This is a genomic window from Escherichia sp. WS547 (genome assembly GCF_046486065.1).
Classification (GTDB): domain Bacteria; phylum Pseudomonadota; class Gammaproteobacteria; order Enterobacterales; family Enterobacteriaceae; genus Escherichia; species Escherichia coli.
In genome coordinates this window covers 181,623-205,006 of sequence record NZ_JBJQMA010000006.1, presented here as the reverse complement: position 1 = coordinate 205,006, position 23,384 = coordinate 181,623, and the positions used below count along the sequence as shown (strand labels likewise).

The following is a 23,384-nucleotide window of genomic DNA, read 5'->3' as shown; positions in this document are numbered from 1 at the left end:
ACGAAGTTGGATGCAAATGTCAGATCGTGTGCGCCTGTTAGGGCGCGGCTGGTAAGAGAGCCTTATAGGCGCATTTGAAAAACCTCCGGCTATGCCGGAGGATATTTATTTTTTACTTCTTCGCCTCTGCAACCACTTTGCTACCCACGCCGCGGTTATTGTATTCCCACATGCGGTTGTAGTTAGTGTCATTCAGATTGCGTTGTATTTCGTCGCTATCGTCAACACTGCCGGTGTTACCTGCGAATGGACGATTGGAAATCACCGCATCGGCCCACGGTTTCGCCGTGTTAAAACCTTCGTTGATGGCGCTATCACGGATCACCACCTGACCGTTGGTATTGGCATCAACATCCAGCGAGCGGCCCAGTTGCGCCACGCCATCACCGGAAGCATTGAAACGGCTGTTTACGGCGAGGAAACCGTAGTAAATGTTGGACAGCGTAGCCGGTGCAAACACATACGCTTCTTGCTGGGTACGGGAGTTCACCACGCGGAATTCGGTGTTATCGAACACCACTGCGCCGCGACCAGAAACGATATCCACATCCCCTTCAATATAGTTGTTGGTCACCAGCGTACGCGGCTGACGATTCGTTTCCAGACGGTTCTGCACACCGCTATTGGTGACAAAGAAGGTGTTCTGACGACCGAGAATGTTAACGTTGTTAATCTGTACCTGGTCACCATCAGTACGCAGTGCCACCGCCGGATGGTTACCCGCATCTACGCTATCACCCAGCGTGTTTTCGATGGTCAGGTTTTGCAGTTGCAGGCCATTGTTTTGTGACCAGAAGACCGCAGAGCAGAGAACACCGATACTGTCGCTGCGTTTGCTCTGGCAGCTATCGTACATATACCACGCTGGTTTACCTGGCATATATTTGCCGCGCGGGTTGACGTCGTGACGCCAGTCGGCAGGGCTCATGCCCCCATCAAGGGAAAGCCCAATCTTCACATCAATCGGTTTTTCACCTGTACCGTACAGAGTAATTCCACCCGGAGCGGCAGGGACATATACCGTTCCCTGATACTCACCAGGCATCACGGCAATATACTGGCGCTTGTTGGTACGCTTGATAATTGCCGCATCTACCGCCGCCTGAATCGTGGTATGCGTTACACCTTGAGTACCCGCCGGGCCGACAACAAAGTCAGGTTGCGCAGGCAAGGTAATTGGGGAAGGATTCCACGCTGCCGCACCTGGTGTCAGGGATGCAAAATAGTGTTGAGCATCGAAATTCTGCGCTTCTTTTGCCGACAGAATCGGGCGTGAAGAGGTACCAGGCGCGGTTTGATCAGAAGGACGTTGATCGGGCGGTGTTGAGCTACAGGCGGTCAGCGTCACGCCAAAAGCCAATGCCAGCGCCAGACGGGAAACTGAAAATGTGTTCACAGGTTGCTCCGGGCTATGAAATAGAAAAATGAATCCGTTGAAGCCTGCTTTTTTATACTAAGTAGGCCTTATAAAAAAGCATTGCTTATCAATTTGTTGCAACGAACAGGTCACTATCAGTCAAAATAAAATCATTATTTGATTTCAATTTTGTCCCACTCCCTGCCTCTGTCATCACGATACTGTGATGCCATGGTGTCCGACTTATGCCCGAGAAGATGTTGAGCAAACTTATCGCTTATCTGCTTCTCATAGAGTCTTGCAGACAAACTGCGCAACTCGTGAAAGGTAGGCGGATCCCCTTCGAAGGAAAGACCTGATGCTTTTCGTGCGCGCATAAAATACCTTGATACTGTGCCGGATGAAAGCGGTTCACGACGAGTAGATGCAATTATGGTTTCTCCGCCAAGAATCTTTTTGCATTTATCAAGTGTTTCCTTCATTGATATCCCGAGAGCATCAACATGCAATGCTGTTGGGATGGCAATTTTTACGCCTGTTTTGCTTTGCTCGACATAAAGATATCCATCTACGATATCAGACCACTTCATTTCGCATAAATCACCAACTCGCTGCCCGGTAACAACAGCCAGTTCCATTGCAAGTCTTAGCCAACATGGTGATGATTCTGCTGCTTGATAAATTTTTAGGTATTCGTCAGCCGTAAGTCTTGATCTCCTTACCTCTGATTTTGCTGCGCGAGTGGCAGCGACCGGGTTTGTTGTTATATGGCCTTCAGCTATTGCCTCTCGGAATGCATCGCTCAGTGTTGATCTGATTAACTTGGCTGATGCCGCCTTGCCCTCGTCAATGTATCCATTGAGCATTGCCGCAATTTCTTTTGTGGTTATGTTTTCAAGTGGAGCATCAGGCAGACCCCTCCTTATTGCTTTAATTTTGCTCATGTAATTTATGAGTGTCTTCTGCTTGATGCCTCTGCTGGCGAGTATTTTTTCGTAGCGATCAAGCCATGAATGTAACGTAACAGAATTATCACTGTTGATTCTCGCTGTCAGAGGCTTGTGTTTGTGTCCTGAAAATAACTCAATGTTGGCCTGTATAGCTTCAGTGATTGCGATTCGCCTGTCTCGGCCTAATCCAAACTCTTTACCCGTCCTTGGGTCCCCGTAGCAGTAATATCCATTGTTTCTTATATAAAGGTTAGGAGGTAAATCCCGGCGCTCATGACTTCGCCTTCTTCCCATTTCTGATCCTCTTCAAAAGGCTACCTGTTACTGGTCGATTTAAGTCAACCTTTACCGCTGATTCGTGGAACAGATACTCTCTTCCATCCTTAACCGGAGGAGGGAATATCCTGCATTCGCGCACCCATCGACGAACTGTTTCAAGGCTTCTTGGGCGTCGCTGGCGTGCGTTCCACTCCTGAAGAGTCAAGTACATCGCAAAGTCTCCGCAATTACACGCAAGAAAAAACCGCCATCAGGCGGCTTGGTGTTCTTTCAGTTCTTCAATTCGAATATTGGTTACGTCTGCATGTGCTATCTGCGCCCATATCATCCAGTGGTTATAGCAGTCGTTGATGTCCTCTGCTTCGATAACCCTGTTGAATGGCTCTCCATTCCATTCACCTGTGACTCGGAAGTGCATTTATCATCTCCATAAAACAAAACCCGCCGTAGCGAGTTCAGATAAAAGAAATCCCCGCGAGTGCGAGGATTGTTAGTTGCGCTCTGCTGCTGCCTTGGTCATTACCATATCCACCCAATTTCACCAGACATGATTCTCGCAATCACTATCATCACCAAAGTGATAATCACAACTTTAACTGGCGGCATTATTCACCATCCTGCTCGGCGGCTCCGGTAGCGGCATCCAGTGTGACGGCTCACATACCCCCTCAACACCATTCATGTAAAAGAATTGAAATAACCCTTTACCTTTGTGAAACCCTACCATCTGCTCTTTTGTGTCTGAGCAATAAACCAAAACATCTTCTTCGCTTGGCATTCGCTCACTACAGCTTATCCAACCATCCGGAGTTACCGGAGAGTTGCTATTTACATCGAAGTTTGGCTCTGCGTCCTGAACCAGGAGGATGTAACCATTCTTGGCTGTATCAAGTTCTAACGCCTCGGTGACGGTACCGAAATAGCGATTACCTAAATCAGCATCACAAGTGCTTACATCAATGGAAACTTCCATGCCTTCGATTAATTCTGGCAAGTTGTAAGTTTGGTTTACAGGCTCTGCTTCCAGCGATGCCAGTGCAATTCGTGCCAGTTCTTCCGCTTCTTCTGCTGGCAGTACAACGTTGCTACCCGGTCCGTATGTTTCGCGCCACTGCTTGATTGTCAGCAGTCGCTCTTTGGTTATAGTGGTCATGTGTTACTCCTTAACCCGCAGTGCTTTCAACTGATGAGGGGAACAAAATCTTTTCATCAAACCCTGCATTCATATCATGGACAGCAACACACCAATCCATCGACGAACGATTATCAAGAGCCTCCATGATTTCATCCATGCGGCGTAGGTCATACAGGTAAATGCTTTTATCGCCAATGGTGTAAAAACCAATTTTTTTCGGTGATGGGCAGCGATCAAGAACGTCCTGTAATTCGTTCAACCATGCCCGTTCTTTTTTTGTTAAAGTTGCCATATCACTCTCCTTTGATGCGAATGCCAGCGGCGCGCTCGGCTTCACTTTGTTCCCAAAACCACTTGTGAAGCGCCATAAGCTTTTCGTCAATCGGTGCATATTTGCGATTAAAGTAGGCCTGAGCATCTTTCTCAGATTCGTCCGGCAATTCGCCTGGGCCAAACAGTGTGTTATAAATCCATGCCAGTCCGCTTTTAGCGTCGCCAGTCGATTGCCATTCGATAATGGCAGCCTGCATGACCAGAATGTTTTTCCCGATTAACAGGTCCAGTTCTTTGTGCCGGTTGCGGATGTATGCATTCTCGCTTTGTAATTTTGCGTTGCGCTTCTCTGCGGCTTCCAGCTCAACACGCAGCTTCCCTACCGTTAGCGCAATATCCTCGTTCTCCTGATCACGGCTTTTGATGTATTGCTGGTTTCTTTCCCGTTCATCCAGCAGCGCCAAGACGGTAGCAGGATTGGCTGCGGCGATGAATTCAGCATTGGCCTGCTGTTCCATTTGGAAATCTTCATCGAAACCGCTTTCTGGATGCGCTCCTTCAATTCTGCAAATGGGAATATATCCAGCAACTTCACGATGAATTAGCGCATCATCACCATCAAATCGGCTCTCTCCATATTCGAGCGACCATACACCACACGTTGCTTTTTCTGCTTTTTCACGCAGTGCCTGATAGTCAATTGTCATTCTCGCCATCCTTCACAGTTGTAATCACTACAGCCTTCAAAATCATATGGGTTGTACTGCCAGGTGATTTTTCCGCAATGCGGACAATTCCAACGCACCTTCCCGCTTCGCGACTTCTTTCTTCTGTTCTGCTTTTTCAACCAGTCAGGCATGACCAAACCTGCGCCCTGAACCATTGTTCTGCGGTTAAAGTTATTGATATTGAACGTCCGGCGCTTTGCTGAATCAGCAATGGAAAATGGCAACCAAACTATTCCTGGTTCGTTTTTGTTGGCGACGCTAAAGATGGTCGCTTTACTGAAGTCATCTGTTGGCAATCCACCGTGTTGAAGCCAATAAACATCGTTGCCGTTCCAGCTACCTTTTTTGTAGGCCACATACGCAGTGCAATCTGACTCAATCAGGCTTTCTGTAGGGATGTACTGGCAATCAACGTGCCACACAGCCATTGCATCCACACTATCGGCACAAACAGGCTGATCGATATCTCGTCCACAATTCCAGGCTTTTTGGGCTTCTTCCAGCGTGTAAACATGAGCGCGATCGATATCAGAGCTATAACCATTGCCGTTATGGCAATGGAATGAGGCGTTATTACCCACAGTTTCACGCAAGCACATCATGTAAAAACGGTTACTCACTGGTTGCCTCCTTTGCGAAGCTGGGCGGCGAAAGATGTTGCTGCGGAAGCGATAATTGCATGCCGGTATTCACCATCAGAAAATAAAGAATCCCCCTTAAGTGCATTGACGATACTTTGATGATTTTTTGCCAGCATCTCCACGCCCTGCGCCCGGACTTCAGCCAGGAAAGCGTCGGTGGCTGGGGTGTCTGATTGCAGAGACTTTGCGCGATAGTCATTCCACCCTCTTGCATACATGGGATTAACTTGCACTCCATCTTTTACGCAATATGCCTGCCCTCCACGGTTGATAACCTTGATTTCGTCCATAGCGCCAGACTTCAGCCCCGCATTCTCCGCCGCCAGCGTCGCGCATCTAGCTTCAAGTTCAGCAAATTTACGCACCAGATATTCAGCGTTTGTTTCGTTAACCTTTAAATCACTTGGGATGCATTTACCTTTCAGGAATCCATCCATCTCAATTAGTGACATTTGTTTCATTTTTTCCCACTCCTCCACATCGCATTCAGATATTTGTTGTCATTAACAGAACCGAAACTATTTCTCTTAAGAAATTCCTCTCTCGATGGCATTGGCTTTACGCGTTGGCGAATAATCATTTCTGCCGGAAGAATGCCGGGATTGTATGCAAGTCCTCTCATGATTTACTCTCCACGAACTGGTCAACGGCCATGCTAAGTGACACACCTAAAGTCTCGATATGCTGCTGAATATCCTGTAGCGTCCGCGCTTGAGATAACAGAATTTCACGGTTGCATAACTCTTTAACCAGATGCTCAAACTTGCTGTAATAACCGATACGGCTTAGTGTTTCTTTCCCTGCATTCTCACCTTCTTTGATAATTCCTCTTTCGCTAAGAATCAGGTCGTGTTTGGTTCCGGTAATAACGTATTTTCCAAGGTCGATGTTTAGCTTCATTGTTAATTACTCCATGTTAATTTATTCGTATGCCTGCTCTTTCTTCATTGAGTTTTTTTAGCTTGTATCGCATAGCTCTTACTGAATAAATTGAGCGGCAGGTTGCAATTGCTATTTCTTCTGCGGAGAACTTACCGAAAAGTGATACTTCGGCTCTTGTCCAGCGTCTTCCACGAAGTCGGCTAACAATGTCAGCGCCAATCCTTGTTGCTTTCGCCATAACTGCTTTTTCAGTCCTTTCCAGTTTTTCAGCAATAACTTCAACTGGCATTGTCGCCGATACTTCGCGCAAGAAATCGACTTCCCATTTCTCCCATGGAGTCTTTTTCATAGGCGATACCGTTATTTGATAAGAAGTGAAGGTTTCCCAACCTTGAGTTGAGCACCGGGAATATTTATTCCTGCTTTTAGTTGGTGCTTGATTGCCAGTTTGTCGGCTTTAATTGTCGTTTCAAACTCAACGTATTCAGGAGGAAGGGCGCTTGAGTCGATTATTTCTACAATTTCTGACGGTTTGCGGATTGTTACCTGGTGAATACCTGCTCGAATATTTTTCTTGCCAACCATTTCAAGCGATGACGCTATATATGATTTGATGCTGTCAATCTTATTTTGAATTACTGCGGCTCGCTCATTCAGTGACTTTGCCTCTTCCTTGAGGCGTTCAGCATAACCAGATTCATTTTTAATGACGGAAAGAAGTTGCTCTATTTTATCGGTAAATTCTCCTTCCATGCCTTCTATTGTGTCAGCAATCATCTCTGGTTCTAAATCTGAATCCATCAATTTTGCGTATTCATTGGCAATTTCATATAGTTTGCTCACTGGCAACCTCCAGTTTCGCTTTGCATTCTGCGTAAATGGCTTGTACGTTCTGCTGCAATTTCATTCCAGATGTCAGGCGATATGCTTCTGCAAAATATCGCTTCAAATCATCCATGTTTTCTGCCTGAGCCATTTCATCACAAAGAAGTTGTGCTTTATCCATTATTTCCTGCTGGCGTTTCCGTTCATCTTCGCGGATATCTTCCTCTGATTTGTGCGGCATAACTGGTTCCTGATGCATACCTTCATCTTCGTTAAGCAGGTGAATGGCATTATCCAGTCGCTGGGCTTTAGGCCAGTATTTGCTGGCGCGTTTAACTATTGTTTTACGCGCCATCTCTTCCCAGAATGTTTTCCACGGTCCATTCTTTGCCTTGCTCGTTGCTTCCACAGCTTTAATTTCTGCCAGACTCATTTCTTCAGTCAGGTAGTCACCATCTGCTGTTTTAACCGTGCAATAACCTCCAACAATAGAGCCTCGCTCACCAAATGCGTTGTATTTGTGGGTTGGTGCTGAATCAAGGCCATTTGATTCATAGATGTCGTTTGAGTACACCAGTTTGCATTGCCCCCACTTAATTGATCCTGTCGATTGCGCAAGATGAAGTAATCCCATGTAACTGATATCAAGGCACACCATGCCGTCGCGCGGAACCAGATAAGCCAGTTTGCTGGCCGGGTTTAAGGTGATGCCGATCGCCGCAACATTGATGATGGCGTTCTGTGCGCTGGTTGGATTTGCCAGTGCCGTTTTAGCCAGGTAATCGTTTTTCTGGAAATACTGAATTGCAAACTGGCTTTCCTTAGCCCATGTCACCGTCTGTTCAGTCAATGCTCCGCAGAATAACTGCTCCTGCTGTTTAACGAATTCAACGATATTGCTCATGCAGCTTCTCCATAAATATGTCTGCGTTTGAATATTGCGAAGGCATATTCAGCCTTAACTCTTTCGGTTATTGCATCCCAGAACCATTCAGCGGCTTTTTCCTGATAGTTACAGTCATCATCTTCCAGCCAGTCGATAGCGTCCTTAGTGTGTTCATCTGGTTTATATGAGCGAAGCATTTCGCTTATTGGGTCGCAACGTTTGCAGAGGCGATCAACTTCACTGTTGATTCGTTCGTAATCATCATCGGTAAAACTTGCGATTATTTGCGATATTTCACGCTTATCATTCAGAGTCAGAATCATCATCTTTCTCCTGTTCTTTGTGCTGATTGAGCATTTTGTTCATCTGAAGAATGAATTCTTCGTCTGACCAGTTGTCTGTAAAACTCATGGGCGGCCTTGTTGTTTCAAAATATCCCAAAGCTTTTCGAGCAAGCTTTTCATTCTTGGTTGTTTAAAGTCTGCTCCGGTTAAAATGTTTTTTCGTGAATGCTGTACCGATAAAATCGGGTTGAAAGGGCGAACCGATGCCGCCCCTGCAATAGCGAACTGTTGCATAGGATGCTCCTTCTGTTTGATTGCATAACGAAAACGCCTCGAGTGAAGCGTTATTGGTATGCATATAAAAAGGCCCTCACATTGGAGGGCAAAGAAGATTTCCAATAATCAGAACAAGTCGGCTCCTGTTTAGTTACGAGCGACATTGCTCCGTGTATTCACTCGTTGGAATGAATACACAGTGCAGTGTTTATTCTGTTGTTTGTGCCAAAAATAAAGGCCACCGTCAGGCAGCCTTGTTGTAAATGTTGCAGGTATCAAGTAAGTAATTAGATGGAGCGCCATAAATTATGAATTCATCGTTTGTCGGGTCCATCTCCATCTCTTGGCCTATTGCCATTCTTGCGTCAGTGTCATCAGCGGCGAAGCATAAAACAGCCCACGCCCCCATTGTTTTAAAAAGAACTGCAATTGGCTGTGGTTTTACTGAATTTGCGTTAGCGCGAAAATCATAAATCGCACTTTCATGAAATTCCATATATCACCTCAAATAAGTGGTTTGCTACCTAATTTCATTTTCTGGCGACCAACACAAGTCACGCCCATTTCACTGCGTGGCTTGCGGTAGTAAATACGGTTCTGTTTACGCTCGACTTCATCTGCCTTCTTGCAGAGAAGGCTTCCGAGTGATGCTGCTTTGTCTGCTCTGACGCAACCAGAGAGCTTTAGCGCAATTTTTCGCGCCAGTCGCTGTTCTTGCATTGCCTGCTCACGTTGAGCCTGTCTGCGTGCTCTGCGGCGATTTCTGGCGTTATCGTCAGCCAGATATGTAATGACTACTGTCATGTTGACCTCCGATGATTGACTTTGGCGGTGACGCGCCGGGTGCTTATCTTCCGGTTGCCGTCGTGCAGCTGCACTTCACGCCACCCCAAAGCCAACTACTCTTTGGTTCCCGCATTTCGGCGGGACAATCCCATCAATGTTAAAGAGCCTGCCAATCTGTTCCGTTTGGCTTCCAGCGTCCTGCTGATGGCTAAAGAATACTGTAGGTATTTTATTGTGTAAATACCCAAGGTATTTATTTTTGGTGAAATAATGATAAGCAAATGAATACAAAGGATATTTATTTTTTCGGTGTCTGCTTGTTCAGTGTTTTTTATGCGGGATATGTGAAGTGGATCCCGATAGCTATTGCTGCCGGGATTATGGGTTAGTCAGCGAAGGTTAAGACGAGAATTACCTTAATGATGTCTGCTACAACAGACACGGCCATAGATAAACCAAAGACGATCCAAGCCATAGAGATGTCTTCACTACCATCGTATAGCGTTCCGTAATCACTGGTGTAAGGCGTAAATGTCGCGCCTTGATACAACAGGTATAAGCTTGAACCATAGAGGATAAATGCAGATATCCATTGTATTGCTATGATCACTAGAATCATGAAACGAGCTGATCTATGCGCCCAAGCCTGGCTTATTTTTTCTGATAGAGATTTCGCAATAAAAGCATGCGCTAAGCCGTAAATTGTCGAGATTGCCAACATCCCAAAAAAGCTTGCTATAGCGGTTCCAACCATAATCGCCCCTTGCGTGATCAAACCAGCCTTAGTTTTGTCTCAATTGCAACGCCTATAATCTTGCAGTTTCCATTGATTGGCACGAGAGGCCATGCAGGATTAAGTCCCTTGAGGTATTTATTTCCGCCGTCGATTATCAGCTTCTTGAATGTTGCTTCGTTAGAGTCAGAAAGTTTTGCTATGACCAAGCTGCCGTTGATCGCCTCCCTTCCGGTATCGAAAAGAACGAATGTTCCCTCTGGGATGCTTAACCCAACCGGTGCCGTCATTGAATCACCTTCCACTTTAAGCCAGAACGCATTACCTTGAATATGCGCGTCAGACTCAAGCCAAACATCTATGTCTTTAATGGTGTATGGTTCGCATGCTTCACACCACGAGCCAGCCTGGATACTGCTTAACACCGGATACCTCTTTCCTGCTCTGTATTCCCCTGCATACCTTACGTTGGCATCGCTCTTAAGGCTTTCTGCCTGTTCTGCAACCTTGGCAGCAATTGACTGGCTAAAATCAGCAATTGAGACTTGCAACAATCGTGCAAAACCAGATGCAACATCAACGTTTAGCGCGTTTCTGCCATTAAGATAATGCCCTACCGCTCCTTGGGTGATACCCAGTTCATCAGCGATTGAGTATTGGGTTATTCCCAATTCTTTCTTTTTTGACTCATACAAAGCCTTAAGACGCTTAGCGTCTTCCAGCTGTTCTGTCGTCAGTGATTTTTTATTTTCCATAGCTTAATTCTAATAGCTAAGGTACTTAAACTAAAAATACCCTGAGTATTGATTGCTTTGAATACCTGTAGTATTCTTTGTTCATGGTTAATAACGGAGAGTGCATATGATTCGAATGACACTTGCCGATTACGCCAAAATCCATGGACAGGCTAAAGCAGCCAGTGACTTTGGTGTAATCCAGTGCGCTATCAGCAAGGCCATTCTGGCAGGCCGTAACATCATGGTTACGGTAAAGCCTGATGGCAGTGTGATTGGAGAGGAAGTTCGTCCTTTCCCAAGCAACAAGAAAAACAAATAGTAACACCGCTCTTTAACAGTCATGGTCATCATTCCCGCCGAAATGCGGGAATACAACGCGCATAAGTTGATGCGCATAACTTCTTATTAGTTAAGGAAATACTTACATATGCAACTTACAAGTACTCGCAAGAAAGCGAATGCAATTACAAGCAACATCCTGAATCGAATTGCTGTACGTGGTCAGCGAAAGGTTGCCGACGCGTTAGGGATTAATGAATCGCAAATTTCGCGATGGAAAGACAGCTTCATCCCCAAAATGGGAATGCTTCTTGCTGTTCTTGAATGGGGTGTTGAAGACGAGGAGTTGGCGGAACTGGCTAAGAAAGTAGCCAGAATGCTGACAAAAGAAAAAGCCCCGAAGAACGGCGAATTCTTCGAGGCCTGATGTAGAAAGACTGGATCAATCCACAGGAGTAATTATGACAAAACGTCGTAAGAAATACCAGGAAAAAGAAGAGATTCGACACCCTGATTCACCTGAGGGATTAGTGGTAGCCGCAGCAAATAACAGGGCGTTCGCAGAGCGCCTTGTTGGTGTTTACAGACTAGCCAAAGCAGGAGTGAAACATGGGCGTCGTTAAGTTAGCTGATTACAGGCCTCAACTTGAGGTCGTGGAGCATCGCGTGGCAGATACCGAAGATGGTTTCATGCGCGTTGCTAACGAGATTACCGACAGTCTGCTGATGGCTGATTTAACCGTCCGGCAGTTGAAGGTGATGCTCGCTATCATGCGCAAGACATACGGATTCAATAAGCCGATGGATCGACTCACAAACACGCAGATAGCAGCCATGACAGGTATTCATCACACTCATGTTTGCGCTGCCAAGCGCCAGCTTATCGAGCGTAAATTCCTCATTGCTGATGGCGTGAAAATCGGAGTGAACAAGGTGGTTTCTCAGTGGATTAGCCAGGACAGCTTAACATTAGCTAAAACAGCTAATAAAACATTAGCCAAGTCGGCTAATGGGTATAAGCCAAGTCAGCTAAACACAAAAGACAATATACAAAAGACAATAAATACAAATACCCCCTTACCCCCTAACGGGGGTGGCGATGGGCAGGTTAAACCTGAACGTCGCAAGGCAGAACGAATCGACTACGAATCCTTCCTGAACGCCTACAACACCGAAGTCGGTGACAGACTGCCACACGCTGTTGCGGTCAACGAGAAACGCAAACGCCGCCTGAAGAAAATCATCCCGCAACTGAAAACGCCAAACGTGGACGGTTTCAGAGCGTATGTCAGGGCGTTTGTGCATCAGGCCAAGCCGTTTTACTTCGGAGACAACGACACGGGCTGGACAGCTGATTTTGATTACCTGCTGAGGGAAGATTCGTTAACTGGAGTACGGGAAGGGAAGTTTGCAGACAGGGGGATTGCATGAGGCAGGATATCGAAGCGAGCGTTATCGGTGGCCTGCTGATTGGTGGATTAACACCAACCGCCAGCGACGTTCTGGCAACGCTGGAGCCGGAAGCGTTTTCAATTCCGCTCTACCGGAAAGCCTTCGAGGTTATCCGCAAGCAGGCGAGAAACAGAAACCTAATCGATGCGCTGATGGTTGCCGAGGCGTGCGGAGAGGAGCATTTCACGTCAATCCTGATGACCAGCAAAAACTGCCCGAGTGCCGCAAACCTGAAGGGATATGCCGGAATGGTCGCGGATAACTATCACCGCCGTCTGGTGCTGGAAATCATGGATGAAATGCGTGAACCAATTCAGAACGGAACCATCGATACATCGAGTCAGGCGATGGATGAGCTTGTAAAGCGTCTTTCAGCTATCAGAAAGCCCCGTGACGAGGTTAAACCTGTACGGTTAGGGGAAATCATCACCGACTACACTGACACGCTTGACAGGCGTCTGAGGAACGGAGAAGAGTCCGATACCCTGAAGACCGGAATCGAAGAGCTTGACGCTATCACCGGAGGGATGAACGCAGAAGACCTGGTGATAATCGCCGCTCGTCCTGGTATGGGGAAAACCGAACTGGCGCTGAAGATTGCCGAAGGCGTTGCAAGCCGCGTTATTCCTGGTTCTGACGTCCGGCGCGGGGTATTGATTTTCTCAATGGAAATGAGCGCATTGCAGATTGCAGAGCGAAGCATTGCCAACGCCGGGAGGATGTCGGTTAGCGTGCTGCGAAATCCTGCATCGATGGATGACGAGGGCTGGGCACGTGTTGCTAACGGCATGAGTCAGCTTGCAGATTTGGATGTATGGGTAGTCGATGCCTCGCGGTTATCGGTCGAAGAAATTCGCTCAATCGCAGAACGGCACAAACAGGAAAATCCAAACCTGTCACTCATCATGGCGGATTATCTTGGCCTGATTGAGAAGCCGAAAGCAGATCGCAACGACCTCGCAATTGCTCACATCTCAGGAAGCCTTAAGGCGATGGCGAAAGACCTGAAAACGCCTGTTATCTCCCTAAGTCAGCTTTCGCGCGATGTTGAGAAGCGACCAAACAAACGCCCGACAAACGCAGATTTGCGTGATTCAGGAAGCATTGAGCAGGACGCAGACTCAATCATCATGCTCTATCGGGAAGCGGTATATGACGAGAACAGTAGCGCCGCGCCATTTGCTGAAATCATCGTGACGAAAAACCGTTTTGGCTCGCTTGGTACGGTTTACCAGCGGTTCTGCAACGGACACTTTGTTGCATGTGACCAGGATGAAGCCAGACAGATTTGCACAGCATCAAATGCACCTGCTGCGCGTGGCAGACGATATGCACAAGGGGCGGACGTATGACCATCTACATCACTGAGCTTGTAACAGGCCTGCTGGTAATCGCAGGCCTTTTTATTTGGGGGAGAGGGAAGTGTGGCTGACTGGCAAATTCCAATCATCATTCTTGCCGGAGCTTCGCTGGTTGCTGGCTTTATCCTGCTGAAGAAGCATAAAGACCGTGATCAAAAAGTCGAAGTTCTCTATGGGTATCCAGCGAACTGCACAACATGGCTGACCATTTACCACTACCGAAAATCAGGCCGCTGGGTATTCGAATGGGATGATCTGTTCGCTGAAAAGCGACCAAAGTCATGGGGAGACATCAGCGAATGCATGATGTTTGAAGAAAGAAAATCCGGCGCAACCCGAGAAGAGTTTAACGAAGCGTGGGCGCGATTAAGTGAGAGAGGGTATTTGTGAGCAAGTACGAAAAATTAGATCAAAACATTCTTTCAATGCTGAGTGAAAGACCAACACCTGTTTTTGATATCTGGCTTAAATGGCGGAGCAATGGAATGTATATCGAAACCATCGATCGCCGTATGCAATACCTGAGAAAGAAAGGGCTTGTTGCAAATGTGCGTGGGAAGGGTTGGGTGAAAATTAACCTGTCATAACGGGGATTGATATGGACGAATCAAGAAAGCAGTTTGAAGAATGGTTTAAAAACAAATATCACGTTTCAAGTGACGTGATGAAGATTATGCACATCAAGGTTGAGATTGCATGGGAGGCATGGCAGGCATCGCGAGCAGCTATTGAAATTGAGTTGCAAAAGCCAAAGAAAGGCCCTCTTCCCGGTGATTATCACATTGGCTATGACTCAGGTGCAGAATCACAATACGAAAGCGATGTAGAGGCCATCCGCGCCGCTGGAGTCAAAGTGAAGGAGTGAGTATGAGCGCATACGAAGAAATTATGTTAGCCCTGCGATTCTTTTTCGGTGTGGAAGAAGATGAAAACGTAAATGAGATTATCGGGCAAGACCATGACCCGATAGGGACTATTGCAGCTGCACTTGACGATTACAGGAGCGTAAATGGTGAGGAAACTAACGTTTGAACTAAGAAGCCCCATCCATCAGCAGAACGCCATTCAAGCTATCCAGCAAATCCTTCCAGACCCAACAAAACCAATCGTAGTAACCATTCAGGAACGCAACCGCAGCTTAGACCAGAATCGAAAGCTTTGGGCTTGCCTTGGTGACGTCTCTCGTCAGGTTGAATGGCATGGTCGCTGGCTGGATGCAGAAAGCTGGAAGTGTGTGTTTACCGCAGCATTAAAGCAGCAGGATGTTGTTCCTAACCTTGCCGGGAATGGCTTTGTGGTAATAGGCCAGTCAACCAGCAGGATGCGTGTAAGCGAATTTGCGGAGCTATTAGAGCTTATACAGGCATTCGGTACAGAACATGGCGTTAAGTGGTCAGACGAAGCGCGACTGGCTCTGGAGTGGAAAGCGAGATGGGGAGATAAAACTGAATGAACAAATACCAACTTATTTACGCAGATCCGCCTTGGCAATATCGCGACAAAGCCAACGATGGCAATCGCGGTGCTGGACATAAATACGATGTTATGAATGTTCAGGACATTTGCCGACTGCCAGTATGGGATTTAGCGGATCCAGAATCTTGCTTGTTAGCGATGTGGTGGGTGCCGACACAGCCAGCCGAAGCGCTAAAGGTAATTGAGGCGTGGGGATTCAGGTTGATGACTATGAAAGGCTTTACTTGGCACAAAACCAATAAGCACAAAGGCAACAGTGCGATCGGAATGGGGCATATGACCCGGGCAAATAGCGAGGATTGCTTGTTTGCCGTTCGAGGGCGGTTACCTGAGAGAATGGACGCTTCAATATGCCAGCACTTTACCGCACCGAGAATGGAGCACAGTGCAAAACCACCGATCGTAAGAGACATGTTAGCTAAGTTGCTTGGCGACGTGCCGCGCTGTGAGTTATTTAGCCGCGACAAAGTGACCGGGTGGGATATGTGGGGAAATCAGTGCGACTCCGATTTTGAACTGGCTCCCGGCATGGCGATTAAACCATGCAAAATGGTGATCGCATGAAGCACTGTTATCGATGTGGAGAGCGAAAGGAAGACGATCGCTTTCGACCAGGACAGCCTTACTGGAATCGATGGTGTCTCCGGTGTGAAAGAACACCAACAGGGGTGTTACCACTACCGCAGGAAAAGGAGGACGTGTGGCGAGACAGCGACGAAGTATCGCCGACATAATCTGCGAAAACTGCAAATACCTTCCAACGAAACGCTCCAGAAATAAATCCAAGCCAATCCCAAAAGAATCTGACGTAAAAACCTTCAACTACACGGCTCCCCTGTGGGATATCCGGTGGCTTAGAGAACGTGCGAGGAAAACAAGGTGATTGACCCAAATCGAAGTTACGAACAACAAAGCGTCGAGCGGGCTTTAACGTGCGCTAACTGCGGTCAGAAGCTGCATGTGCTGGAAGTTCACGTGTGTGAGCACTGCTGCGCAGAACTGATGAGCGATCCGAATAGCTCAATGTACGAGGAAGAAGACGATGAATGAGTTAATAAATGGCAATGCCATCAAAATGACAAGCATTGAAATCGCTGAGTTGGTGGGTAAGCGTCATGACAATGTGAAACGTACCATCGAAACGCTGGCTAAAAATGGTGTTATCCGGCTTCCTCAAATTGAGGTTTCCGAAAGAATCAATAACTTAGGGTTCAATGTTCAGTACGAGCATTACGTCTTCGAGGGCGAACAAGGTAAGCGAGACAGTATTGTCGTTGTTGCCCAGTTGTCGCCAGAGTTCACCGCTCGCCTTGTTGACCGTTGGCGAGAGCTTGAAGAAGCTGCGGTTAATATCCCCAAAACGCTACCGGAAGCGTTGCGCCTTGCTGCTGACCTTGCTGAGCAGAAAATGCAACTGGAAAACCAGCTCGCAATTGCCGCACCTAAAGTTGAGTTTGCCGATCGCGTTGGCGAGGCCAGCGGAATTTTGATTGGAAACTTTGCAAAGGTTGTTGGAATTGGTCCAAACAAACTGTTTGCGTGGATGCGCGATCACAAAATCCTTATTGCTTCAGGTTCCCGGCGCAATGTGCCAATGCAGGAATATATGGATCGCGGCTATTTCGCAGTGAAAGAAACAGCGGTCAACACAAATCACGGAATACAGATATCGTTCACCACAAAAATCACCGGGCGTGGTCAACAGTGGCTGACCAGAAAGCTGCTCGATAACGGAATGCTGAAAGTAACCGGGGAGGCTGCTTAATGGCTAACCTACGCAAAGAAGCGCGCAACAGAGAATGCCAGGTACGTATTTACGGCGTATGCAATGGTAATCCTGAAACTACAGTTCTGGCACATTACCGGATGGCTGGAATTTGCGGAACGGGAATGAAGCCTGACGACCTGATCGGTGCATGGGCTTGTAGTGACTGCCACGCGGAGATCGACCGACGCACCCATAATCTCGACAACAAAGACGCCAGACTTTACCACCTCGAAGGCGTGATCAGGACGCAGGCGATACTGCTGAAGGAGGGGAAGATTAAGTCATGAGCGAATATCAGTTTGTGCTTCCATACCCGCCGTCGGTGAACACCTACTGGCGAAGACGGGGAAGCCAATACTACATCAGCGATAAAGGCCAGAAATACCGAAAAGACGTTCAGCAAATCATCCGCCAACTTAAGTTAGACATTTTCACCAAATCACGACTCCGCATCAAAGTCATCGCAGACGTTCCAGACTCCCGCCGCCGCGACCTCGACAACATCCTGAAAGGTTTACTCGACTCCCTTATCCACGCCGGATTTGCGGAAGACGACGAGCAATTCGATGACATTCGCGTAATTCGTGGCGTGAAAGTACCAGGCGGAAGGCTTGGAATAAAAATCACCGAACTGGAGAACGCATGAACGCCACAATTCAAACGATACCAGAGCTTCTTATCCAGACACGAGGCAATCAGACTGAAGTGGCAAGGATGCTTTCCTGCGCAAGAGGAACAGTGCTCAAGTACAACCGAGACAGCAAAGGCGAGCGTCATGTAATAGTTAACGGCGTCCTGATGGTCAAACAGGGCAAGAGGGGAAGACGATGAGACTCGAAAGCGTAGCTAAATTTCATTCGCCAAAAAGCCCGATGATGAGCGACTCACCACGGGCCACGGCTTCTGACTCTCTTTCCGGTACTGATGTGATGGCTGCTATGGGGATGGCGCAATCACAAGCCGGATTCGGAATGGCTGCATTCTGCGGTAAGCATGAACTCAGCCAGAACGACAAACAAAAGGCTATCAACTATCTGATGCAATTTGCACACAAGGTATCGGGGAAATACCGTGGTGTGGCAAAGCTTGAAGGAAATACTAAGGCAAAGGTACTGCAAGTGCTCGCAACATTCGCTTATGCGGATTATTGCCGTAGTGCCGCGACGCCGGGCGCAAGATGCAGAGATTGTCACGGTACAGGCCGTGCGGTTGATATAGCAAAAACAGAGCAGTGGGGGAGAGTTGTTGAGAAAGAATGCGGAAGATGCAAAGGTGTCGGCTATTCAAGGATGCCAGCAAGCGCCGCATATCGCGCTGTGACGATGCTAATCCCAAATCTTACCCAACCCACCTGGTCACGCACTGTTAAGCCGCTGTATGACGCTCTGGTGGTGCAATGCCACAAAGAAGAGTCAATCGCAGACAACATTTTGAATGCGGTCACACGTTAGCAGCATGATTGCCACGGATGGCAACAAATTAACGGCATAATATTGACTTTTTGAATAAAGTTGGGTAAATTTGACTCAACGATGGATAAATGCACTCGTTAAATAAAGCCCTGAGTTAATAGCTCGGGGCTTTTTGCGTTTTAAGCACGACCTTTCTGAAAGCGCATCAAACCAAATACCAGACAGACCAAAATAATCACCTTATCCGCTGTGGCTACGGTGCGGTGTGCTTTGCATAAAAGAAAACCAGCGCAATGGCTGGCTTCGTGAAAGCGGGTGGCATGAGGTTGCGCTAACAACTTCCTGCCGTTTTGCCCGTGCATATCGGTCACGAACAAATCTGATTACTAAACACAGTAGCCTGGATTTGTTCTATCAGTAATCGACCTTATTCCTAATTAAATAGAGCAAATCCCCTTATTGGGGGTAAGACATGAAGATGCCAGAAAAACATGACCTGTTAGCCGCTATTCTCGCGGCAAAGGAACAAGGCATCGGGGCAATCCTTGCGTTTGCAATGGCGTACCTTCGCGGCAGATATAATGGCGGTGCGTTTACAAAAACAGTAATCGACGCAACGATGTGCGCCATTATCGCCTGGTTCATTCGTGACCTTCTCGACTTCGCCGGACTAAGTAGCAATCTCGCTTATATAACGAGCGTGTTCATCGGCTACATCGGTACTGACTCGATTGGTTCGCTTATCAAACGCTTCGCTGCTAAAAAAGCCGGAGTAGAAGATGGTGGAAATCAATAATCAACGTAAGGCGTTCCTCGATATGCTGGCGTGGTCAGAGGGAACTGATAACGGACGGCAGAAAACCAGAAATCATGGTTATGACGTCATTGTAGGCGGAGAGCTATTCACTGATTACTCCGATCACCCTCGCAAACTTGTCACGCTAAACCCCAAACTCAAATCAACAGCCGCCGGACGTTACCAGCTTCTTTCCCGTTGGTGGGATGCCTACCGTAAGCAGCTTGGCCTGAAAGACTTCTCTCCAAAAAGCCAGGACGCTGTGGCATTGCAACAGATTAAAGAGCGTGGCGCTTTACCGATGATTGATCGCGGCGATATTCGTCAGGCTATCGACCGTTGCAGCAATATCTGGGCTTCACTGCCGGGGGCTGGTTATGGTCAGTTCGAGCATAAGGCTGACAGCCTGATTGCAAAATTCAAAGAGGCTGGCGGAACGGTCAGAGAGATTGAGGTATGAGCAGAGTCACCGCGATTATCTCCGCTCTGGTTATCTGCATCATCGTCTGTCTGTCATGGGCTGTTAATCATTACCGGGATAACGCCATCGCCTACAAAGCCCAGCGCGACAAAGCCACATCCATCATCGCTGACATGCAGAAGCGTCAACGTGATGTAGCAGAACTTGACGCCAGATACACAAAGGAGCTTGCTGATGCTAACGCGACTATCGAAAGCCTCCGTGCTGATGTTTCTGCTGGGCGTAAGCGCCTGCAAGTCGCCGCCACCTGTGCAAAGTCAACGACCGGAGCCAGCAGCATGGGCGATGGAGAAAGCCCAAGACTTACAGCAGATGCTGAACTCAATTATTACCGTCTCCGAAGTGGAATCGACAAGATAACCGCGCAGGTTAACTACCTGCAGGAATACATCAGGACGCAATGCCTGAAATGATCGGGCGATGAAAACCAAAAAAACAGGAGCAATACATGACTAAGCTTTATCACCGCATCTCAACTTTTCTCTCTGGTTGCTGGGCGTTTATCACGTCTATTTCGTTCGCCATCTTTAGTTTCGGTAGCACAGCGTGCTCGCTTAGTCGGGGTCTGTGGCGTGCTATTTCAGCACTAGCGCCGAAATTTTTACCTGAAAAGGCTGTTTGGCGAATTGTAGAGCGAATGTGTAGTGAGAGCGTTCGCGAGAAGATTAACGTATTTGGACGTCATCCTCGAAATACAGGCGCATTGTGCAGTCCGTTACTGTAGTCATTACAAAGCCCATCTACGGGTGGGCTTGATAATGAAACCGTGATTTACATCCCCACAATCCGGGTATGTAAAAGATAGTTCAGGCGAGAACGGATTTAACTAAATCTGTGCGCCACCAGTTAACGGCAGTACAGCGAAACAACCCAAGCCAGAAAGTGGGGAAATAACACTGGCAGCCACTGAAAGATGAACCTCCTGCCTGATGGCAAAAAAGATTCTTTGTGGTGGCGGACTGATGGAAAGACATCCTAATCAAGCAACCACTCCACAGGGTCATAATTATGAACGACCAGCAAATCGAAAAAGAAATCGTTGAGAAAGGCCAAACGGCACCGCGAATCACCCCGCAGCACATCGAAGACGTGATTAAAAGCGAGCATTACTTTACTGCTTATGATGGACGAAATGGTGCCATTTCCAGCAACGAATATTGTGGCAGGGAAAAACCAGAAGAAGGCGATCGTGATTTATCACCATTGAAGTTGCTCACTTTCTGCGTACTGGTGCTGAAGAATGGCTTCACCGTCACCGGAGAGAGTGCCTGTGCAAGCCCGGAAAACTTTGATGCAGAAATTGGTAGGAAGATTGCCCGGCAAAATGCTGTAAACAAAATCTGGATGCTCGAAGGTTACTTGCTGAAGCAGAAGCTAAGCGAACAGTAGTTATTACAAAAGCCATTCCCTACAGAGTGGCTTTGATAATGGCTTATACCCTACACGGGATAACTTAACTGATATCCCTTTTAACGGATAAACGGAGCCAACAATGGCAGAGATTATTCCCATGACTGAAGAACAGAAATTCCAGTTAGAGATTTATAAACTGGTCATGAACCAGAACGCAGCCGCAGAAGAAGCATTTCAGTTCATTGGCACTGACGAGCTGAAGCTTGAGCTATTCAAAATTCACTTCCAGTCAGGCGGCGCTAATTCGGATATCACGACCCGCACTATCGAAGCGGTGCGTAAATCGAAGGAAGCGTTAGACCTGTTCACCACCGGAGCATAAACATGGCGCGCCCAACAAAGTATCAAGAGGCGTATGCCGAACAGGCACGCAAACTGTGCTTGCTGGGCTACACCGATGCAGAACTTGCTGATTTCTTTGAAGTCAGTGAGTCAACTATTAACAAGTGGAAGCTTGATTATCCTAAGTTTTCGGAGTCCATAAAAAAGGGTAAGGCCGTCGCTGATGCAGAAGTTAGTGATCGTCTTTATCAACGCGCTATGGGCTTCGTGGCTCCAGATATCGATATTCGTGTTATTGAAAACAGAATTGTCGAAACTCCGCTTGAGAAGTATTACCCGCCTGATACAACCGCCGCCATCTTCTGGCTTAAGAACCGACAGAAGGATAAATGGCGCGACAAGGTTGATCACGAGCTAACAGGCAAAGACGGCGGCGCAATTCAGATTGAAACATCACCGATGAGCACTCTATTCGGAAAATGACCTCGATTAATCCTATCTTTGAACCGTTCATTGAGGCGCATCGCTACAAAGTTGCCAAAGGCGGTCGAGGTAGCGGTAAGTCATGGGCAATTGCGAGGCTGCTTGTTGAAGCGGCGCGTCGGCAGCCTGTGCGTATTCTCTGCGCTCGTGAACTGCAAAACAGTATCAGCGATTCGGTAATCCGGTTGCTTGAAGACACCATAGAGCGGGAAGGGTATTCGGCCGAGTTTGAAATTCAGCGTTCCATGATTCGTCATCTCGGAACGAATGCTGAATTCATGTTCTACGGCATCAAAAACAACCCGACGAAGATTAAATCGCTCGAAGGCATTGATATCTGCTGGGTGGAAGAAGCGGAAGCGGTAACGAAGGAATCATGGGATATCCTGATCCCAACCATCCGTAAGCCGTTCTCTGAAATATGGGTGAGCTTTAACCCGAAGAACATCCTCGACGATACCTATCAGCGATTCGTCGTAAATCCTCCCGATGATATTTGTCTGCTGACGGTGAACTACACCGACAATCCGCACTTTCCTGAAGTTCTCCGTCTGGAGATGGAAGAGTGCAAACGCAGAAATCCGACACTGTATCGTCACATCTGGCTTGGTGAGCCAGTGAGCGCAAGTGATATGGCAATCATCAAACGAGAATGGCTTGAAGCTGCAACCGATGCGCACAAGAAACTCGGATGGAAAGCGAAAGGCGCGGTTGTTTCTGCGCATGACCCATCAGATACAGGGCCAGATGCTAAAGGTTATGCATCGCGTCACGGTTCGGTAGTTAAGCGCATTGCCGAAGGCCTGCTGATGGACATCAACGAGGGTGCTGACTGGGCTACTTCGCTGGCGATTGAAGACGGCGCTGACCATTACCTGTGGGATGGTGATGGCGTCGGTGCGGGGCTACGCAGACAGACAACGGAAGCGTTCTCCGGCAAGAAAATCACCGCCACGATGTTCAAGGGTAGCGAATCGCCATTCGATGAAGATGCGCCGTATCAGGCCGGAGCATGGGCTGATGAAGTCGTACAGGGTGACAACGTTCGCACTATTGGCGATGTATTCCGCAATAAGCGAGCGCAATTCTATTACGCGCTGGCTGACAGACTGTATCTGACATATCGGGCGGTTGTTCACGGTGAGTATGCAGACCCCGACGACATGCTGAGTTTCGACAAAGAAGCGATAGGCGAGAAGATGCTGGAGAAGCTGTTTGCAGAACTGACGCAGATTCAGCGCAAATTCAATAATAACGGGAAGCTGGAGCTTATGACTAAGGTCGAAATGAAGCAGAAGCTCGGTATTCCATCTCCTAACCTGGCTGATGCGCTGATGATGTGTATGCATTGCCCGGCATTGGTCCGCGAAGAAACAGAAATATACGTTCCCTCATCCTCCGGTTGGTAA

The 23,384-nt window shown here is 47.6% G+C and carries 47 protein-coding genes; 26 read left to right on the top strand and 21 right to left on the bottom strand.

Annotated features, from left to right (window positions below; genetic code table 11):
• Window positions 1-112 precede the first annotated feature (112 nt).
• The 20 genes from ACJHWK_RS08045 to ACJHWK_RS07950 form a co-directional block, all read right to left on the bottom strand.
• Complete coding sequence (locus tag ACJHWK_RS08045) at window positions 113-1,396, bottom strand: putative acyl-CoA thioester hydrolase (protein WP_410234817.1); 1,284 nt, start codon at window positions 1,394-1,396, stop codon at window positions 113-115.
• A gap of 134 nt (window positions 1,397-1,530) precedes the next feature.
• Window positions 1,531-2,601, bottom strand: coding sequence for a tyrosine-type recombinase/integrase (locus ACJHWK_RS08040; protein WP_410234816.1), 1,071 nt, complete (start codon window positions 2,599-2,601; stop codon window positions 1,531-1,533).
• Window positions 2,579-2,797: an excisionase gene (locus ACJHWK_RS08035; protein WP_001303849.1), complete on the bottom strand. Its 219-nt coding sequence runs from the start codon at window positions 2,795-2,797 to the stop codon at window positions 2,579-2,581. Before ACJHWK_RS08035 ends, ACJHWK_RS08040 begins: the two co-directional genes overlap by 23 nt.
• Before the next feature lie 39 nt (window positions 2,798-2,836).
• Window positions 2,837-3,004 (bottom strand): hypothetical protein, encoded by a 168-nt coding sequence (locus ACJHWK_RS08030; RefSeq protein ID WP_000545722.1) that lies wholly within the window; start codon window positions 3,002-3,004, stop codon window positions 2,837-2,839.
• A 174-nt stretch (window positions 3,005-3,178) separates the two neighbouring features.
• Window positions 3,179-3,739, bottom strand: coding sequence for a DUF551 domain-containing protein (locus ACJHWK_RS08025; protein WP_170886074.1), 561 nt, complete (start codon window positions 3,737-3,739; stop codon window positions 3,179-3,181).
• A 10-nt stretch (window positions 3,740-3,749) separates the two neighbouring features.
• A complete protein-coding gene (locus ACJHWK_RS08020; protein ID WP_000224227.1) occupies window positions 3,750-4,013 on the bottom strand; it encodes a hypothetical protein in 264 nt (87 codons plus the stop codon).
• 1 nt (window position 4,014) lies between these two features.
• The gene (locus ACJHWK_RS08015) at window positions 4,015-4,701 is read right to left on the bottom strand and encodes an ead/Ea22-like family protein (RefSeq protein ID WP_410234815.1); all 687 of its coding nucleotides are present in this window, start codon (window positions 4,699-4,701) and stop codon (window positions 4,015-4,017) included.
• Window positions 4,698-5,342, bottom strand: coding sequence for a hypothetical protein (locus ACJHWK_RS08010; protein WP_213857073.1), 645 nt, complete (start codon window positions 5,340-5,342; stop codon window positions 4,698-4,700). Before ACJHWK_RS08010 ends, ACJHWK_RS08015 begins: the two co-directional genes overlap by 4 nt.
• Complete coding sequence (locus tag ACJHWK_RS08005; protein ID WP_213857072.1) at window positions 5,339-5,824, bottom strand: hypothetical protein; 486 nt, start codon at window positions 5,822-5,824, stop codon at window positions 5,339-5,341. The genes ACJHWK_RS08010 and ACJHWK_RS08005 overlap by 4 nt, the downstream gene beginning before the upstream one ends.
• A complete protein-coding gene (locus ACJHWK_RS08000) occupies window positions 5,821-5,985 on the bottom strand; it encodes a DUF2737 family protein (protein WP_063266302.1) in 165 nt (54 codons plus the stop codon). The genes ACJHWK_RS08005 and ACJHWK_RS08000 overlap by 4 nt, the downstream gene beginning before the upstream one ends.
• A complete protein-coding gene (locus ACJHWK_RS07995; RefSeq protein WP_000773126.1) occupies window positions 5,982-6,263 on the bottom strand; it encodes a DUF5405 family protein in 282 nt (93 codons plus the stop codon). The genes ACJHWK_RS08000 and ACJHWK_RS07995 overlap by 4 nt, the downstream gene beginning before the upstream one ends.
• A 16-nt stretch (window positions 6,264-6,279) precedes the next feature.
• On the bottom strand, window positions 6,280-6,594 hold the full coding sequence (locus ACJHWK_RS07990) for a hypothetical protein (protein WP_000753561.1): 315 nt from the start codon (window positions 6,592-6,594) through the stop codon (window positions 6,280-6,282).
• Between the two features lie 11 nt (window positions 6,595-6,605).
• Complete coding sequence (locus tag ACJHWK_RS07985) at window positions 6,606-7,088, bottom strand: siphovirus Gp157 family protein (protein WP_000041326.1); 483 nt, start codon at window positions 7,086-7,088, stop codon at window positions 6,606-6,608.
• Window positions 7,072-7,974 carry a RecT family recombinase gene (locus ACJHWK_RS07980; protein ID WP_000065842.1) on the bottom strand — a complete coding sequence of 301 codons (903 nt, stop codon included), beginning with the start codon at window positions 7,972-7,974 and terminating at the stop codon, window positions 7,072-7,074. The genes ACJHWK_RS07985 and ACJHWK_RS07980 overlap by 17 nt, the downstream gene beginning before the upstream one ends.
• Window positions 7,971-8,279: a hypothetical protein gene (locus tag ACJHWK_RS07975; protein WP_000604105.1), complete on the bottom strand. Its 309-nt coding sequence runs from the start codon at window positions 8,277-8,279 to the stop codon at window positions 7,971-7,973. The genes ACJHWK_RS07980 and ACJHWK_RS07975 overlap by 4 nt, the downstream gene beginning before the upstream one ends.
• A gap of 84 nt (window positions 8,280-8,363) precedes the next feature.
• Window positions 8,364-8,534: a hypothetical protein gene (locus tag ACJHWK_RS07970; RefSeq protein WP_001183771.1), complete on the bottom strand. Its 171-nt coding sequence runs from the start codon at window positions 8,532-8,534 to the stop codon at window positions 8,364-8,366.
• Window positions 8,535-8,760: 226 nt separating this feature from the next.
• The gene (locus ACJHWK_RS07965) at window positions 8,761-9,012 is read right to left on the bottom strand and encodes a hypothetical protein (RefSeq protein WP_000394305.1); all 252 of its coding nucleotides are present in this window, start codon (window positions 9,010-9,012) and stop codon (window positions 8,761-8,763) included.
• An 8-nt stretch (window positions 9,013-9,020) separates the two neighbouring features.
• Window positions 9,021-9,320 (bottom strand): hypothetical protein, encoded by a 300-nt coding sequence (locus ACJHWK_RS07960; RefSeq protein WP_000219333.1) that lies wholly within the window; start codon window positions 9,318-9,320, stop codon window positions 9,021-9,023.
• Window positions 9,321-9,687: 367 nt separating this feature from the next.
• Window positions 9,688-10,056, bottom strand: a complete 369-nt coding sequence (locus ACJHWK_RS07955; protein ID WP_097489554.1) for a hypothetical protein — start codon at window positions 10,054-10,056, stop codon at window positions 9,688-9,690.
• Window positions 10,057-10,073: 17 nt separating this feature from the next.
• A complete protein-coding gene (locus ACJHWK_RS07950; RefSeq protein ID WP_160384423.1) occupies window positions 10,074-10,790 on the bottom strand; it encodes a LexA family protein in 717 nt (238 codons plus the stop codon).
• A gap of 106 nt (window positions 10,791-10,896) precedes the next feature.
• Between ACJHWK_RS07950 and ACJHWK_RS07945 the strand changes: the two genes are divergently transcribed.
• The 19 genes from ACJHWK_RS07945 to ACJHWK_RS07855 all read left to right on the top strand — a co-directional run bounded on the left by ACJHWK_RS07945 (window position 10,897) and on the right by ACJHWK_RS07855 (window position 18,559).
• A complete protein-coding gene (locus ACJHWK_RS07945) occupies window positions 10,897-11,091 on the top strand; it encodes a Cro/CI family transcriptional regulator (RefSeq protein WP_000620665.1) in 195 nt (64 codons plus the stop codon).
• Between the two features lie 108 nt (window positions 11,092-11,199).
• A complete protein-coding gene (locus tag ACJHWK_RS07940) occupies window positions 11,200-11,478 on the top strand; it encodes a lambda phage CII family protein (RefSeq protein WP_001177653.1) in 279 nt (92 codons plus the stop codon).
• A gap of 34 nt (window positions 11,479-11,512) precedes the next feature.
• Entirely contained in the window at window positions 11,513-11,674 is a 162-nt protein-coding gene (locus ACJHWK_RS07935) for a hypothetical protein (RefSeq protein ID WP_000166961.1), read from the top strand.
• Complete coding sequence (locus tag ACJHWK_RS07930) at window positions 11,661-12,482, top strand: replication protein (RefSeq protein ID WP_001608293.1); 822 nt, start codon at window positions 11,661-11,663, stop codon at window positions 12,480-12,482. The genes ACJHWK_RS07935 and ACJHWK_RS07930 overlap by 14 nt, the downstream gene beginning before the upstream one ends.
• Entirely contained in the window at window positions 12,479-13,855 is a 1,377-nt protein-coding gene (locus tag ACJHWK_RS07925; RefSeq protein ID WP_001560907.1) for a replicative DNA helicase, read from the top strand. The genes ACJHWK_RS07930 and ACJHWK_RS07925 overlap by 4 nt, the downstream gene beginning before the upstream one ends.
• A 72-nt stretch (window positions 13,856-13,927) precedes the next feature.
• Window positions 13,928-14,254, top strand: a complete 327-nt coding sequence (locus ACJHWK_RS07920; RefSeq protein ID WP_033552105.1) for a hypothetical protein — start codon at window positions 13,928-13,930, stop codon at window positions 14,252-14,254.
• Window positions 14,251-14,451 carry a hypothetical protein gene (locus ACJHWK_RS07915; RefSeq protein WP_000049638.1) on the top strand — a complete coding sequence of 67 codons (201 nt, stop codon included), beginning with the start codon at window positions 14,251-14,253 and terminating at the stop codon, window positions 14,449-14,451. The genes ACJHWK_RS07920 and ACJHWK_RS07915 overlap by 4 nt, the downstream gene beginning before the upstream one ends.
• 11 nt (window positions 14,452-14,462) lie before the next feature.
• Window positions 14,463-14,729, top strand: coding sequence for a hypothetical protein (locus tag ACJHWK_RS07910; RefSeq protein ID WP_060504012.1), 267 nt, complete (start codon window positions 14,463-14,465; stop codon window positions 14,727-14,729).
• 2 nt (window positions 14,730-14,731) lie between these two features.
• Window positions 14,732-14,896 carry a hypothetical protein gene (locus ACJHWK_RS07905; RefSeq protein ID WP_001277269.1) on the top strand — a complete coding sequence of 55 codons (165 nt, stop codon included), beginning with the start codon at window positions 14,732-14,734 and terminating at the stop codon, window positions 14,894-14,896.
• Window positions 14,877-15,317 carry a recombination protein NinB gene (locus ACJHWK_RS07900; protein WP_063082836.1) on the top strand — a complete coding sequence of 147 codons (441 nt, stop codon included), beginning with the start codon at window positions 14,877-14,879 and terminating at the stop codon, window positions 15,315-15,317. Before ACJHWK_RS07905 ends, ACJHWK_RS07900 begins: the two co-directional genes overlap by 20 nt.
• Window positions 15,314-15,904: an MT-A70 family methyltransferase gene (locus tag ACJHWK_RS07895; protein ID WP_021560741.1), complete on the top strand. Its 591-nt coding sequence runs from the start codon at window positions 15,314-15,316 to the stop codon at window positions 15,902-15,904. The genes ACJHWK_RS07900 and ACJHWK_RS07895 overlap by 4 nt, the downstream gene beginning before the upstream one ends.
• Window positions 15,883-16,074 (top strand): protein NinD, encoded by a 192-nt coding sequence (gene ninD, locus ACJHWK_RS07890; protein WP_306403019.1) that lies wholly within the window; start codon window positions 15,883-15,885, stop codon window positions 16,072-16,074. Before ACJHWK_RS07895 ends, ninD begins: the two co-directional genes overlap by 22 nt.
• Complete coding sequence (locus ACJHWK_RS07885; protein ID WP_170886347.1) at window positions 16,041-16,223, top strand: NinE family protein; 183 nt, start codon at window positions 16,041-16,043, stop codon at window positions 16,221-16,223. Before ninD ends, ACJHWK_RS07885 begins: the two co-directional genes overlap by 34 nt.
• A complete protein-coding gene (locus ACJHWK_RS07880) occupies window positions 16,220-16,390 on the top strand; it encodes a protein NinF (RefSeq protein WP_016063183.1) in 171 nt (56 codons plus the stop codon). Before ACJHWK_RS07885 ends, ACJHWK_RS07880 begins: the two co-directional genes overlap by 4 nt.
• Complete coding sequence (locus tag ACJHWK_RS07875) at window positions 16,383-17,105, top strand: phage antirepressor KilAC domain-containing protein (protein WP_001549465.1); 723 nt, start codon at window positions 16,383-16,385, stop codon at window positions 17,103-17,105. The genes ACJHWK_RS07880 and ACJHWK_RS07875 overlap by 8 nt, the downstream gene beginning before the upstream one ends.
• The gene (locus tag ACJHWK_RS07870) at window positions 17,105-17,395 is read left to right on the top strand and encodes a DUF1364 domain-containing protein (protein ID WP_042041846.1); all 291 of its coding nucleotides are present in this window, start codon (window positions 17,105-17,107) and stop codon (window positions 17,393-17,395) included. The genes ACJHWK_RS07875 and ACJHWK_RS07870 overlap by 1 nt, the downstream gene beginning before the upstream one ends.
• Window positions 17,392-17,754 carry a RusA family crossover junction endodeoxyribonuclease gene (locus tag ACJHWK_RS07865; RefSeq protein WP_025748958.1) on the top strand — a complete coding sequence of 121 codons (363 nt, stop codon included), beginning with the start codon at window positions 17,392-17,394 and terminating at the stop codon, window positions 17,752-17,754. The genes ACJHWK_RS07870 and ACJHWK_RS07865 overlap by 4 nt, the downstream gene beginning before the upstream one ends.
• On the top strand, window positions 17,751-17,939 hold the full coding sequence (locus ACJHWK_RS07860; RefSeq protein WP_000994516.1) for a protein ninH: 189 nt from the start codon (window positions 17,751-17,753) through the stop codon (window positions 17,937-17,939). The genes ACJHWK_RS07865 and ACJHWK_RS07860 overlap by 4 nt, the downstream gene beginning before the upstream one ends.
• Window positions 17,936-18,559, top strand: coding sequence for an antitermination protein (locus ACJHWK_RS07855; protein ID WP_001235461.1), 624 nt, complete (start codon window positions 17,936-17,938; stop codon window positions 18,557-18,559). Before ACJHWK_RS07860 ends, ACJHWK_RS07855 begins: the two co-directional genes overlap by 4 nt.
• Window positions 18,560-18,699: 140 nt before the next feature.
• Here the strand turns inward: ACJHWK_RS07855 and ACJHWK_RS07850 are convergent, their stop codons facing one another.
• A complete protein-coding gene (locus tag ACJHWK_RS07850) occupies window positions 18,700-18,882 on the bottom strand; it encodes a hypothetical protein (protein ID WP_100733882.1) in 183 nt (60 codons plus the stop codon).
• Between the two features lie 110 nt (window positions 18,883-18,992).
• On the opposite strand from ACJHWK_RS07850, the gene ACJHWK_RS07845 reads away from it, so the two are divergent.
• The 7 genes from ACJHWK_RS07845 to ACJHWK_RS07815 all read left to right on the top strand — a co-directional run bounded on the left by ACJHWK_RS07845 (window position 18,993) and on the right by ACJHWK_RS07815 (window position 23,384).
• Entirely contained in the window at window positions 18,993-19,316 is a 324-nt protein-coding gene (locus ACJHWK_RS07845) for a phage holin, lambda family (protein ID WP_000783734.1), read from the top strand.
• On the top strand, window positions 19,300-19,776 hold the full coding sequence (locus ACJHWK_RS07840; protein WP_000229392.1) for a glycoside hydrolase family protein: 477 nt from the start codon (window positions 19,300-19,302) through the stop codon (window positions 19,774-19,776). Before ACJHWK_RS07845 ends, ACJHWK_RS07840 begins: the two co-directional genes overlap by 17 nt.
• Complete coding sequence (locus ACJHWK_RS07835; RefSeq protein ID WP_096964581.1) at window positions 19,773-20,210, top strand: lysis protein; 438 nt, start codon at window positions 19,773-19,775, stop codon at window positions 20,208-20,210. Before ACJHWK_RS07840 ends, ACJHWK_RS07835 begins: the two co-directional genes overlap by 4 nt.
• A gap of 595 nt (window positions 20,211-20,805) precedes the next feature.
• Window positions 20,806-21,186, top strand: a complete 381-nt coding sequence (locus ACJHWK_RS07830; RefSeq protein WP_042970721.1) for a Gp49 family protein — start codon at window positions 20,806-20,808, stop codon at window positions 21,184-21,186.
• A 103-nt stretch (window positions 21,187-21,289) separates the two neighbouring features.
• Window positions 21,290-21,532, top strand: a complete 243-nt coding sequence (locus ACJHWK_RS07825) for a DUF2560 family protein (protein ID WP_000807788.1) — start codon at window positions 21,290-21,292, stop codon at window positions 21,530-21,532.
• Window positions 21,533-21,534: 2 nt separating this feature from the next.
• On the top strand, window positions 21,535-21,975 hold the full coding sequence (locus ACJHWK_RS07820) for a hypothetical protein (RefSeq protein ID WP_000113732.1): 441 nt from the start codon (window positions 21,535-21,537) through the stop codon (window positions 21,973-21,975).
• Window positions 21,972-23,384 (top strand): PBSX family phage terminase large subunit, encoded by a 1,413-nt coding sequence (locus tag ACJHWK_RS07815; RefSeq protein ID WP_000200764.1) that lies wholly within the window; start codon window positions 21,972-21,974, stop codon window positions 23,382-23,384. Before ACJHWK_RS07820 ends, ACJHWK_RS07815 begins: the two co-directional genes overlap by 4 nt.